Annotated in this window: 15 protein-coding genes; 12 read left to right on the forward strand and 3 right to left on the reverse strand. The window is 34.0% G+C overall.

The genetic code is table 11. The annotated features are described in order from the left end of the window. Positions 1–53: 53 nt before the first annotated feature. Positions 54–485, forward strand: coding sequence for a hypothetical protein (locus F1Z66_RS09205; RefSeq protein WP_149863323.1), 432 nt, complete (start codon positions 54–56; stop codon positions 483–485). 345 nt (positions 486–830) lie between these two features. Here the strand turns inward: F1Z66_RS09205 and F1Z66_RS09210 are convergent, their stop codons facing one another. Next, on the reverse strand, positions 831–1,142 hold the full coding sequence (locus tag F1Z66_RS09210; protein ID WP_201448557.1) for a PadR family transcriptional regulator: 312 nt from the start codon (positions 1,140–1,142) through the stop codon (positions 831–833). A gap of 90 nt (positions 1,143–1,232) precedes the next feature. On the opposite strand from F1Z66_RS09210, the gene F1Z66_RS15500 reads away from it, so the two are divergent. Next, a complete protein-coding gene (locus F1Z66_RS15500; RefSeq protein WP_154670534.1) occupies positions 1,233–1,385 on the forward strand; it encodes a DUF5320 domain-containing protein in 153 nt (50 codons plus the stop codon). A gap of 181 nt (positions 1,386–1,566) precedes the next feature. Here F1Z66_RS15500 and F1Z66_RS09215 read toward each other — a convergent pair whose 3' ends face one another. Continuing rightward, positions 1,567–2,112 (reverse strand): BppU family phage baseplate upper protein, encoded by a 546-nt coding sequence (locus tag F1Z66_RS09215; RefSeq protein WP_149863324.1) that lies wholly within the window; start codon positions 2,110–2,112, stop codon positions 1,567–1,569. Between the two features lie 598 nt (positions 2,113–2,710). Here F1Z66_RS09215 and F1Z66_RS09220 point away from each other — a divergent pair. From F1Z66_RS09220 to F1Z66_RS09265, 10 genes are all read left to right on the forward strand, one after another. Then, a complete protein-coding gene (locus F1Z66_RS09220) occupies positions 2,711–3,019 on the forward strand; it encodes a hypothetical protein (protein WP_149863325.1) in 309 nt (102 codons plus the stop codon). Positions 3,020–3,337: 318 nt separating this feature from the next. Beyond that, positions 3,338–4,441, forward strand: coding sequence for a GTPase HflX (gene hflX, locus F1Z66_RS09225; protein WP_159357417.1), 1,104 nt, complete (start codon positions 3,338–3,340; stop codon positions 4,439–4,441). A 185-nt stretch (positions 4,442–4,626) separates the two neighbouring features. After that, positions 4,627–5,151, forward strand: coding sequence for a MarR family winged helix-turn-helix transcriptional regulator (locus tag F1Z66_RS09230; protein WP_149863327.1), 525 nt, complete (start codon positions 4,627–4,629; stop codon positions 5,149–5,151). Between the two features lie 70 nt (positions 5,152–5,221). Next, the gene (locus F1Z66_RS09235) at positions 5,222–6,823 is read left to right on the forward strand and encodes an MFS transporter (protein ID WP_149863328.1); all 1,602 of its coding nucleotides are present in this window, start codon (positions 5,222–5,224) and stop codon (positions 6,821–6,823) included. 542 nt (positions 6,824–7,365) lie between these two features. Beyond that, positions 7,366–8,196 carry an ABC transporter permease gene (locus tag F1Z66_RS09240; RefSeq protein ID WP_149863329.1) on the forward strand — a complete coding sequence of 277 codons (831 nt, stop codon included), beginning with the start codon at positions 7,366–7,368 and terminating at the stop codon, positions 8,194–8,196. A 3-nt stretch (positions 8,197–8,199) separates the two neighbouring features. Next, positions 8,200–9,306: an ATP-binding cassette domain-containing protein gene (locus tag F1Z66_RS09245; RefSeq protein WP_149863330.1), complete on the forward strand. Its 1,107-nt coding sequence runs from the start codon at positions 8,200–8,202 to the stop codon at positions 9,304–9,306. A 514-nt stretch (positions 9,307–9,820) separates the two neighbouring features. After that, positions 9,821–10,006: a hypothetical protein gene (locus F1Z66_RS09250; protein WP_149863331.1), complete on the forward strand. Its 186-nt coding sequence runs from the start codon at positions 9,821–9,823 to the stop codon at positions 10,004–10,006. Between the two features lie 64 nt (positions 10,007–10,070). After that, positions 10,071–10,325: a MoaD/ThiS family protein gene (locus F1Z66_RS09255; RefSeq protein ID WP_159357419.1), complete on the forward strand. Its 255-nt coding sequence runs from the start codon at positions 10,071–10,073 to the stop codon at positions 10,323–10,325. Positions 10,326–10,474: 149 nt separating this feature from the next. Next, complete coding sequence (locus tag F1Z66_RS09260; protein ID WP_149863333.1) at positions 10,475–10,918, forward strand: molybdenum cofactor biosynthesis protein MoaE; 444 nt, start codon at positions 10,475–10,477, stop codon at positions 10,916–10,918. An 89-nt stretch (positions 10,919–11,007) separates the two neighbouring features. Continuing rightward, positions 11,008–12,300, forward strand: a complete 1,293-nt coding sequence (locus F1Z66_RS09265) for a molybdopterin molybdotransferase MoeA (RefSeq protein WP_159357420.1) — start codon at positions 11,008–11,010, stop codon at positions 12,298–12,300. A 17-nt stretch (positions 12,301–12,317) separates the two neighbouring features. Here F1Z66_RS09265 and moaCB read toward each other — a convergent pair whose 3' ends face one another. Continuing rightward, complete coding sequence (moaCB, locus tag F1Z66_RS09270) at positions 12,318–13,226, reverse strand: bifunctional molybdenum cofactor biosynthesis protein MoaC/MoaB (protein WP_195907522.1); 909 nt, start codon at positions 13,224–13,226, stop codon at positions 12,318–12,320. Positions 13,227–13,256 lie beyond the last annotated feature (30 nt).

The following is a 13,256-nucleotide window of genomic DNA, read 5'->3' on the forward strand; positions in this document are numbered from 1 at the left end:
AGTATTGCACCTAGTTAGCAAATTCAATATATTTTTTCTATTATAGCAATTATATGAATAAAACAAATATTCACAACAAGAAATACGTAATTACAGCATCAATCGCTATTGTGGTCGCATTGGCATTAATCACCAGCCCTTTAATGGCTATCGATGACGCTTTTGCAACGCATAAGAAAGGAAACAAAGCAAAACAGTCTATATCACAATCACAGTCATCAAGTCAAAATGCTGGGTGTGTCTCTGGTGGAACAACATTTCTCTCATGCAATAACCTAAGCTTCCAACATCAAAAAAATACTGGTAGCAACGCATTAGCTCAAAGTGGTCATGGCGGCAACTTTGCAGACCAAAGTATCAGTCAATCACAATCCTCAAGCCAAACAAGCAATGTAGTTTCTGGTGGAAATACAATAGGCTCTGGTAACAATATCAACGTCCAAAACCAGGAAAACTCTGGTAGCAATGCAGCAGCACAGAGTTAAAGAAACAATTCTTAATTTTCATTTTATTTTTGATATTTTGAGGGAAAAAACATCCAAAGACTCATGTCATAGCATGAATTAATTCTTGAAGAGACGCAAATCTGTCGGATCTTGGAGAATATGTCTCAAAATGAAGGAATCATATCTTGGAATTGTTCTAACTACAAATATCTTGAGGAACGTTTTCACTTAGAGCATTGACTGTTGACTTTTATTGATTGTTAAGAGAATTAAAATGAGGGATCAAATTTAGTTTAATAAATTGATCTTTGTTAATCTTAAATTTACTAGATTGTATACTTTAATTTTGAGTCATCAACATTCTTTTAAAATTTCATGTTGTGTCTAATCTTGAAATATCCCAAAAAAAGTCCTTACAAATTTTCTTTTTGCTAGTTTCAATGCATTTTCACCTTTTTCAGTCAAACTATAAACTATCGTTTTACCTTCTCTTTCTTCCACTATGAATCCTAACTCTCTCAAGCTTTTTAGAGCGGGATAAATAGTACCTGGACTAGGTTTCTTTTCACCCTTCCTAGTGGCAATTTCGGTTGCTAATTCTTGACCGTGCATAGGTTTTTTTGAAAGCAAAAAGAGGATGAGAAATCCCAACATTCCTCTCATATCACAACAATCCCCAGTACTGTCTCCTCGCATTTTCTGTAAACAATATTGGGTATCCGATATATATAAATACATCTTGTTTGATTAATATCGTATGTCCGATGAATGTAATAAGGAGATGGAATGATGGGTTACGGTTGTTGCAATTCAAGCTTTACAGGAAGAAATTTTCTTACCAAAGAGGAAAAAATAGAACTACTTAGAGAATACGAACAGGATTTAAAAGAGGAAGTTCAAGGCATAGAACAAAAGATCAAAGAACTTGAATTAAACTAGTTTGTCTTTCCTCCTTCATTGCTGTTTTTTAGGTTGCAAACGCTTTTTTCTCTGCAAATTATAACAAAGCTTGGTTAAAAACACCGGTTTGATTTTTTTTTGAAAAACCATTGATACAAAATTTTTACAAATTACCTGATTAATCAAGCATTATGAAATTCTAAAAATAGGAATAAAAAGACTATTTAAATATATTTCCAAATAAATTTGTAAATATATTGCTATTTGAACTGCCATTAGGAGAGGGGTTGCTAGCGGATGATGGTGATGACAATGGTACTACAATATCAAATGAACCTACCGTCATAGGGATGGTGTTATTATAAAGCTGTACAATAACCTTGTTGTCACCATCTGATGGAAAGAAGTAATCGACAGAAAATTTACCATTGGTTATTGAAAAAATCTCATTATTAAATTTGTACAATCTCCCGTCCTGATCTGTAATGGTTAGTTTGGCTGTCAATCCGTTTAATGGTTTAGTGTCATTAATCTTATTAATATCAAAATTTAATGTGGTCTTTTGATCAATAATAGGAATCCTCGGATCAAGCGATAAACTTATGTTTAAACTGTCCCTTTTACTGGTCCACGTACTATTTACGATAGGATTGTTTACATTATTCTTACCGATACCTAAAGACACTGATTTTTCTATGGTTGATGAAAAACCAGTGAGCAGAACTACAACCAATAAGAATAGAGTATAATAAACGATAGACTTCATCTCTAATTCTTTATCTATTGATTGTTATTTCTTAAGTTATAAATAGATTATACCCATTGAATCTGAAAAAATCTACAAGAATAATATTTAGAGTATTATATGGGGTTGTCCAAAAATAGTATTAACTAATACGACTAAGCAATTTTTTGTAAAGTTAAGGTTAATCCTCTAAATTACAATTGTGTAAAAACATATATTTAAAAAGGTCACGTTTATTTTGAATTGGTTCATATTATTTTACTTTGCTTTTAAAGAATGCTCTATAAATTATCGAAATAGACTCTACTCACAATCTTTTATACTCATTGTCATTTTGATCCTTTCTAAAGATAAAAATATAATGTCTTTTGTCAATTTTCTGGTCTTATATCTATAAATTGGATTTTGGCATTGGACATTAATTTATATGCAAGACGAGTTAGAGACTGGTTATGAATATTGCTGATTTTTCGGAAATATCTCTAAAACTCATTAAAATGAGCATTCATTTTCATGTATGAATTATATCCTATACTTTCGTAACTTCAACTTGTAAGTAATTTAATATATAATAATTTTATATGTTTTTTTACTATGATCATATAGCTTGTCGCATTATTTGTTGCTAGAAACGGGAACCAATAAATACCCGTTACTTGTTACTACATGCATGCGAGATGCAAATTTAATAAAAATAATGATAGAAGAACGCGCATTGATAAAATTGATAAAATCTATAGGAGAAAAGGAGTACTCAACTAGAGACTTGCTTAAAAAACTTGGCGCCTATGGTTATGGGCACAAGTTACTACTCAAAGCAGCTGACAAAGGACTGGTTGAACGCAGTACTGTGAAAAACAAAACTTACAATAAGTTGACAAAAGAAGGCAAGAAATTTATGAAACTTGCCTCTGAGATAGGCGTCTAAGTAACTTTACGCCTATCCGTCTGGTCCTTTTTTTGAAGGAAGGATGCAAATAGATGTATCCCACTTAAATTAGTGATTTCTTTTATTTTTCGATTTAAATGGACATCGAAAAGGGAGACAAAAAATGCCATACCCAACCTTTCAAATGCTATTTTATTCAACAGGTTGTTAAAACCCACTCTTATGAGAACTTTTTAGCATCTAGAGACGCTTTTTCTACAAGTGTAGCAGTGTGTGTATAACTCATTTACTGTAATGTTAATATGATAATGAAATAGTAATATCTAAGTTATCAGGTTGCGCCAACAAAAAGTAGTCTTGGTTACTTATCCAGAGGAATTTACTATGGAGGAGGCCAAGGGATTGATAGAATCTATGTCAAATTATAAAATAGTAAAGACTTTTACTCAAAAATATCTAAACCGAGCGAGATTTGGAATGGGAATGGGGAAGGCAGAAGAATTAAAACAGTTTATTTCTCAAAACTCTGATATTGAAAAGGTATTTGTCGATGAACATCTTAGCGCAAAACAGCTTTTCAATTTAGAAGATTTATTAAAGATCTCTGTAATCGATAGGGAAAGATTAATCCTTGATATTTTTTATTCTAGAGCCACTACTACCGAATCTAAATTACAAATTCAACTGGCAGAAGTACAATACGAGATCCCGAAAATTCGTGAAAATGCTCGTCTAATGAGTAAAAGTGGTGAGCGAGCCGGAAAAGGGGGAATGGGTGAATATGTTGTCGATGTTCAGTTTCGTGACCTGAAGCGACAAATGTCCTTTATAAAGGATAAACTGGCTAGCGCGCATTTGAAACGTCAGGAGTATAGGAAACAACGGCTTAGAAAGGGCATGTTCATAGTATCTTTGGTTGGCTATACAAGCTCCGGAAAGACAACCTTGTTTAACTTGCTTACTGATGAACACAAAGAAACGTCCCACAGTTTGTTTACAACTTTATCCACGGTAACAAGATCCCTTCGTCTTCCTTCAAAAGTAAACGAAAACGATCCTGAAAATTCAAATATCCTACTTGTTGATACAGTGGGTTTCATTAGTAGATTACCGCACTATATGATTGAAGCTTTCAAATCTACTTTAGAAGAATCCCTTGAAGCAGATTTGATATTATTCTTGATTGACTCTTCTGAGGAGATTGATGATATAGGTAGAAAATATTCTAGCAGTTTGGGGGTCCTACAAGAGTTAAACGTTGATCAATCAAAACTCTATATCCTGCTAACCAAAGCAGATAAAGCTAATAGCGAAAAATTACAAGAAATAATGGACTATATGGACCCTTCTATCTCAAAACTGCCTGTTTCTTCAAAAACTGGAGATGGGTTAGAGGAACTCCAAAATTTGATTTACTCAAAGAAAAAATCGAGGAATTCAACTATCCTTGGTGAGTCGTAATAGAACTTGGTATTCGGATTTGATTTCTAAACTCCTACTGATATTTAAATGGCATCTTCTATCATGGTTCTTTTAGCAAATAAATTATTAATTTTACAAACAATTTCTATCAGTATCCTGAGTATTTATTGAAGGCCTAATGATTTAAATACAATTAGTTAGTATATTATTGATTAGTATATAGTATGATTAAATATGATTATCAAAACAGCATTGGTTTTATAATTAATAGGATTGGAAAATCATTAATTTATGTAATTGACCAAGAATTGAGAAAAAAATTCGGTATCACTTTTGGACAATGGAAAGTTCTTATTATACTTGCAAATAGCGACTCTGGCTTAACCCAAAAAGAGATCGCCGATAAACTCGTATTGGAAGGCCCCACACTAATTCCAATAATAGATAAGCTGGAAAAAGATGAACTCGTTATCAGAAAAAATGATCCCAAAGATCGTAGAATTAATCGGGTCTATTTAACCGACAAGACTAATGATTTGTTAAACGACACAATACAATGCGTTACCCAAATTAAACAAATTTGTGTAGCGGATATTACAGAAGGTGATGTTCTGATAACCAAAAACACTTTGGAAAAAATGTGGCGAAATTTACAAAGTGCCTTTAATCTTAATTGTTATGAAGAAAACAAATCTAGAAAGACTTCATTAGACGATCCCGGTCCTAGCATTCTCGTAGGCAAGAACTAGAACTCTTGGCGTGAAAAAATTAGCCAAAGAAGGATAGCAATGGGAAATGAAAAAGGTTGAAAATTGAGAAATGAAAAGAGCTGCATTTGATTATAAAAAAATTTTAAACATATCAGAAGCTTGGAGGATATTGATAATTTTAAGCTGTCTGGCAACCATGGTCATGTACGCAGAGACTATGTTGATACCTGCTATACCCACATTAATTAATGATTTTCAGGTGTCATATGGATTATCATCGTGGATCTTGACTGCATATTTGATTGCTGGGGCCGTTATGACGCCTATAGCCGGCAAGTTATCTGATATTTACGGAAGGAAGAAAATCCTTATTATAATTATGGTAATATATACTTGCGGCGTTTCACTAGGAGGATTCTCTGAAGATTTTCTTACAATGATAATCGCAAGAACCATTCAGGGTGTTGGTCTAGGAATGTTCCCAATAGCGTTTAGCATCATTAGAGATCAGTTTCCTCGAGAGAGAATATCGATTACAACTGGGATTATTACTTCCATGTTTGCAGCAGGTTCTGTCATAGGGTTATCGGTTGGAGCACTTATAATCCATGAATTAGGTTGGAAAATGACATTTTTTACTATAATCCCTATATCACTAGTACTATTGTACATGATTGTTAAATTTGTTCATGTTTCAAAAACTAACAAAGGCCATACAGACAAAGACCTTAAAGAATCTAAAACCAATACCACTAAGAAGCATTATTTACATGATGACAATAAGATGAGACAAAAACCAAAGTTTTATGCTCAAATTGATATAATAGGTTCTGTCCTCTTGGCAATTACCATCGTTTCTTTCTTACTGTCTTTGACGTATTTGCAAACACCCTCATCTGCTGTAGATCAATCCGTGAATTTAACAGATGAACAGACCCCGCTTGGTTATGAATCGTCTCCATCTTCGACTTTGATTAATGTTGCACCATTTTTGATAGTCGGAACAGTTGCTTTAGCATTATTTGTGATTCAGGAAAGAAAATCCAATAATCCTTTAATTGACTTTAGCATTTTTCTGCGACCTCCAATTTTGCTGTCAAACTTGATAATAATGATAGTCGGATTGTCTATGTTTATGGTTTTTCAGACTATTCCTATTTTGGTACAAAGTCCGGAACCTATTGGTTTTACAGAAAATGCTATTAATACAGGTAAAATTCAATTACCTTTTGCAATTGTCTTGCTCATATTCGGACCGACTTCTGGTTTTATAATCTCCAGATTGGGATCTATTAAACCTATTATAATTGGGACTGTTTTAACCGCTGCCGGCTTTCTCATATTATTGGTTTTGCATTCTTCTGAAATTTATATTTCCATAGGTTTAGCCGTATTGTCCACAGGATTATCACTTGCCTCTGTAGGCGCAGTAAATGTTACAATATTGTCAACGCCCGTTCAGTTTACTGGTGTTACAATGGGTATTAGCACGATGCTTCGAATAGTAGGTTCATCAATTGGGCCAGCGCTAGCAGCAATGTACATGCAAACAAATCAAACATCATTAAGCATTCAAGGAATTGTCATGTCTTTGCCGTCGTCGTTTTCTTTTAACCTTATTTTTTTAACGGCTTTAATGTTCTCTGCAGCTGCCATTGGTATGTCGATAGTTCTTGGAAGGAAATTGTCACTTCGGGGTCAAATAACATAACTGGAGAGAATATACAAATTTTTATATTTGAAAACTTCTTGCCTATTTTTTAATAGGCTTACTATTCATTACTTTAATACAGGAATTAGTAGTGATAATTAAAAAAAGATTTTATTACTCTCTAAAAAAAGCAGAAGAGTATAAGCAGGTTTAATTCACATTTTATCAAAATCGTAAATGAATCCTAAAGTCTACATATTTTTTATAGTTTGGTATATGCTTGCAGAAATATGAAATTGATGGTAAGGAAGTAGATGCAAACTCTTGTTTAACCGCGATGGGGTTGGTTTGAAACTATAACCTTGCAAGCCTTATTCTGTCTAATAATAAATTTGAGGAATTTTTTAACGCACATTTGGGATTAACCACAGTCACTCGCATTATTAGGAGAAAGGGAATCGAGTAACTTTAGTCATTGGATCAAACTTTTTCTATTGGTTTTAAGCCATGGTAGAATAATACTGCGTTTTATCAATTGTTTTTTTTATTCCGATACTGATAAATGTTATTAATATACATAAATTAGCGTTCAAGATCTCCTTATGACAAAATACAATCATTTATTTGGTTTCAAACTTTTGATTTGTTTCATTTCTGCGATGGGTATATTATACATTCTCTATCCATTTGTTAGCATCGTTACCTTTTTTGATCCTCAAATATTTGCAGTTACAATTCAAGATTCCCAAGTCCAAACCGCATTTCTTCTTAGTATCTGTACTGCGTCAATATCCACTGCTTTGATAATTTTGTTTGGACTTCCTTTATCCTATGTTCTGTCGAGATTCGATTTTCCTGGCAAACCGGTGCTACATATGGTTGTGATTATTCCTCTAATTATTCCTCCTTTAGCAAGTGGTGCTTTACTACTGGGGGTCTTTAATCCATCTTCTGTCTTTAACAAGATTTTTCCAGACATTGAGTTTACTCAATCTATTTTGGGGGTCATTATAGCACAAACTTATGTGGCATCGCCATTTTTAATTCTCGCCAGCATGTCCGCATTTGATTCTGTGGACAAATCGTTAGAAAATATGGCAAGGGTATTGGGTAGGAAGAACTGGCAGGTGTTCTTTGAAATATCTCTTCCTCTTGCAAAAAAAGGAATACTAGTTGGGATTTTAATGTCTTGGATCCGAGCGATAGGAGAGCTTGGTGCTACAATGATGCTGGCGTATAATCCTCACACGATTTCAATTCAGATTTATGAAGATAATGCCTTGGGGGGCCTCACTCAAGCAATTCCAAGTATATTATTATCGATTACATTATCAGCGATTTTGATACTTTTATATTCTGTAATAATGAAGAAGACCAATCGTAATCCCAATGAAAAGAGTATAATAAAATTAGAAAGATTTTGGGGTCGCTAATAATTGAAACTCGAATTAATCGATATTAGCAAGTCATACACTGGGTTTAAGCTAGGACCGATAAATATCAAGGTTACTGGTGCAGTGATTCATGTATTTATGGGTGCTACGGGAAGCGGCAAGTCTACTTTGCTCAATATAGTGACAGGGTTGGTAAAACCAGACACAGGCAAAGTCCTCATAGATGGGGAAAATATTACAAACAAACCCTTAGAGTCTCGTAAAATTGGATATTGTTTTCAAAAACCATGTCTATTTCCTCACTTAAACGTTTACAAAAATCTAGTTTTTGGATTAAGCAAAAGTGATCGAAATAACACGGCAACACATTTAGAAAAACTTGTCCAATCCTTTGAATTGAATCATTTATTGGAAAGGAACACCGAGGATTTAAGTGGGGGAGAAATGCAAAAGGTGTCGTTAGCAAGGATGCTTGTCCTTAAACCAAAAATAATGTTGTTGGATGAGCCTTTGGCACATCTTGACAGCCTCACCAAAAATAAACTTAGGATGGATATTCGGAATATTTTGGTAGAAGAAAAAGTTCTGGCATTATATGTAACTCATTTTAAAGAAGACGTTTATGCTCTTGCTGATAATGTCTCAATAATTCAGTGGGGTCAATTAGTTAGAACTGATACTTTGTCAAAATTCTTATCTAGAGGTGTCAAAAACCGTAGTACTTTTAATCATTATAATCCTGAAATATTCGAAAGTAACCATAACTATATTGAAGGACGGGTAATAGAGACAAAGAGCGGAACATCTGTCTTTATGACTGGAGATTTTAAGATTGAAATTATGGGTGAATTTCCGTTAGGATCAATTGTTGGTATAATGGTAAAGCCTGAAGATATAATTATATCCAAAGAGCAAGTCAAAACTAGCGCACGTAACAGTATAAAAACTGTCGTTGCCGGTATTATAAAATCTCCTACGGAGAACTCGGGTGTAGTAGAGGTCTATCTTAATATACACAGTGATTCTTATCTGAGGTCAAAGATCACTATAGAGTCCAAAAATGAACTTGAGATAAGTAAGGGCGATACGGTGTATGCGATTTTTAAAGCAACTGCACCAGAGATTATACGCAAAGAGATATTAAAATAAACAATATATAATATAGTAGACAGTTTATTGTGGATTAATATTTTGAAATAGAATGGGATAATCCTTTTTCTGATTATGGTAATTCTTTTTTCAGGTGAAATCTCTTTTAATGATCTGTCTGTTAATTTGCCAGTTTTAGACACATGGATCATCTACAAAGGTGATCTAAATTGTACGGATATATTTGGCTGTGGGATCTACAATTCGTCTAATTAATTAATATTTAATAGGGTGACAAATTAACAAAATTTCATAAAAATTTTGATATATTTTTTTGTAGTTGAAAGATTAAAGAAGTAGAATATATAGAAAGATTTAGAAAAATTGCAATCAAGTATAAATAGTTATTGTATTCTTAAAAAAAGCGTCAAGTATCGATTTTACTAAAATTTCCGTTTATTCTTCAGAGATAGAATATCTCAAATTCTAAAGAAGCAAAAAGTACAACAGGTATAAACCTAGTTAATATATAAAATTCACTAATGAATCTATGCTCTTAGAAAGCCGAGATATTATGAAAACAATACTTTTCTTTGGGATGAACCTTGATTCCATAAAGGTAAACACCGATATTTCTGAGGGTTTGGAACTTTGTAGTCTTCTGTTTAATGGATGGGGGATGATTCTTAAAAAGAGACGATTATATATGTATAAAGGACCTAAAATTGAAATAGATAAGATTTTTACTAGTTACTACTGAATAGCGTTATGATAAAAGACCGTAAAAGAAATTTTATTTTACCGGGATGCAAATAGTAGTCAAAATGACTTCATCTATTCAGATTAAAATGCTTTATTTTGCCCAAGTTAGAGATATTACACAAATCCCAAACGAAGTTCTTGAAATAAAACAAAATTCGTCTACTAAAGATCTCTTGACACTCCTGTACAACAAATATCCTAAATTAAAGGATGAAAAAAACCTTAGTATATCTATAAATTGTTTGATTTCAAATTCTGATATTGTATTGCGAAATTTAGATGAAGTTGCTTTACTTCCACCCATTTCCGGAGGCTAATTGTGTTGGTATCCACTAATAGTAAAATCGATGAAACCCATTTGAAACCCAAAGATTTGGCTATTGCATCTAAAAGAAACAGATTTCACATTGATTATAATGATAAAAATGACTTCATTCAATAGGATACAAGAAAGAATTCCAAAGCCATGATGCACATAATAACATCAGAAATTGATGTTAATCAGATCCTAAATTCTATGACTGACAAGAACGGTCAGTCTGGCGCAACCGTGGTTTTTACAGGATCGGTTAGGAACTCGGGGAAAAGAGGTCCTGTAACGGAAATGTACTACGAGGCTTATACGGAAATGGCAGAAAAAACCTTAAAAAAAATAGAGGACATGGCGATGAAAGAATGGGGTATAAACCGTATCCAAATAGTACACCGGATTGGTCGTCTGCACCTTGGAGACATTAGTGTTGTTATTGCCATATCTTCACCGCATAGTAAAGAAGCATTTGAAATATGCGAGAAAATATTGGCAATGATAAAACAATCAGTACCAATATGGAAAAAAGAACTGTTGTCAAATGGTATCGAACAATGGGTCGATGGGAAAGTGATTAACGCGAACAATGGTTCTGGCTAAAGTCATGCCTTACTATTGCAACTTTGATTTTTCGTGAAATAATGCAAGTTAAAATAATCTTCTTTAACTACAAGGTAAATAATCAAAGCATGTCTAAAGTTTCTTCTTCATATCTTTCTGTTGACCGATGCCTACATTTATTACTAAAAGGTGTCTCATTACCTATTAGGAATGAGGAAGTTCCTACTCTTCAATCGATTGGTCGAGTATTAAGTAAAGATATACTTGCAAGGTCTAACATTCCAAAATACGATACATCGCATATGGATGGGTATGCAGTAAGGTCCAAAGACATTGCGGAGGCATCAATTAATAATCCTGTTTATTTGAAAATATCTGAGCATGAATCCGCTTTGGGGAGTATATCAAATTACCGTTTAAAAAAGACGGAGGCTATCAGGATACATACTGGAGGAAATATGCCTAAAGGATCTGACGCTGTGATCCCTATAGAGGATACGGAAATTATAAAAAACGAACAAGGAATTAAAATAAGAAAACCATCAAAACCTGGCAATTTTGTATATTCATCAGGATCTGATATCAAAAAAGGTAGCAAAATGATTCTTAAGCATCAGACAATTTATGCACAACATGTTGGTCTTTTGGCAACTTTGCAGTTTAGCACGGTTTCAGTCTATTCAAAACCAGTGGTTTCAATTATTCCTACTGGTAATGAGCTCACTAATGATATTGAAGAAACCAAAATTAAAGCAGGTTCCGGAAAGATTGTAAATATAAACAGTCACATCCTTGCCACTTTGATAAGGGAACTAGGCGGAGACCCTATTGATATGGGAATAACTCCGGATGACTATCTAATTCTAAGAGAAAAAATAAAACATGCTTTGACTTTCTCTGATCTTTTATTGACTGTGGGTGGGACTTCTGCAGGAAAATTCGATATTGTAAAGTCTACCATTTCTCAAATGGAACCAACCGGACTGCTAGCCAGCCGAATAAAATTGGATCGCGGTCGTGTGGCAGGACTGGGTGCCCTTGATGGTAAACCGATCATAATCTTGCCTGGTCCAATACAGGGCGCTTTGAATGCATTCTTTATCTTTGCAAGACCTCTAATTTCTTTACTGTCAGGCAAAAATCAGGCGGAACCATCTTATGTTAATGCTATTTTAACGGAAGAATGGAACTCCCGAAAAAAATTCTCTGATTTTAGAAAAATACTGTACGTCAAACTAAGCTATTCAAAATTAAAAGAAACTTTTTATGCAAAACCCATCACAGGTGATACTCAAAGCATTTCGGCGATTTCTGAATCAAATGCCTATGTTATTGTTCCAGAAAAAGTCATAGATTTATTGCCCGGTGCTAAAGTGAAGGCTATTCTGATTCCAGGATTTTCTACTTACTTTGATCTATAGATCTGAATACCAGTTCATTACTTATGGTGATTGTCTCCAGAGATCATTCTGAAAATATGCACTATTCCTGGGAATAACGCATTTAGTGATTGAGTAACTGCAGTATAACTGCCGGGCATGTTTATTATTAGTGTATTTCCTCTTATTCCTGCCATGCCTCTTGAAAGCATTGATAGCGGTGTCCTTTTCTGCCCATATCCTCTTAGATTTTCTACAATTCCATTCAACTCTTTCTCTAAAATGTTGCTTGTGGCTTCTGGGGTGACATCTCGTGGCCCGACACCTGTTCCTCCGGTAGTGATCACAATGTTTACTTTTTTGTCATCAGTCATTTTCAATAGTTCGTTTGTTATGATTTCTTTATCATCTGGTAGTATTTTATATTCAACAATTCTAAAACCTTGATTTTTTAATACCTCTATTAATAACTTTCCAGACTTGTCTTCTTCTATCGTCCTTGAATCGCTTATTGTTAGTACTGCTGCGGAAACTTCTAGAGGTTGTTTCTCTTTAAAGTCTCCTAAACCTCCGTGTTTTTCTAACAGTTTTATCGATTCTATTGTTACCGATGAGTCTAGCGGTTTTAGTATATCGTATACTGACAAAGCCGCAATGGATACTCCAGTCAGGGCTTCCATTTCAACACCTGTATTCCATATGCCCTTTACATTTACTGTTATTGTTATGCAAGTCCTTTCTATACGTGTATTCACTTTTATGCTGTCAATGGGTATCGGGTGACAATAAGGAATTAGATCCGGGGTTTTTTTTGCGCCCATAGTCCCTGAGATCCTTGCCATTTCATGTATGTTCCCTTTTGGCGAGCTTCCGTCTCTTATCAAAGAATATGTTTCTTCACCAAATCTTAACACTCCCTCGGCAGTTGCTGTTCTCAATGAAACTGGTTTGTCCCCTACATCTATCATTCCAGCAGGCATTTTACAATACAATAGAGT

It is taken from the genome of Candidatus Nitrosocosmicus agrestis (genome assembly GCF_008389435.1).
GTDB classification, from domain to species: domain Archaea; phylum Thermoproteota; class Nitrososphaeria; order Nitrososphaerales; family Nitrososphaeraceae; genus Nitrosocosmicus; species Nitrosocosmicus agrestis.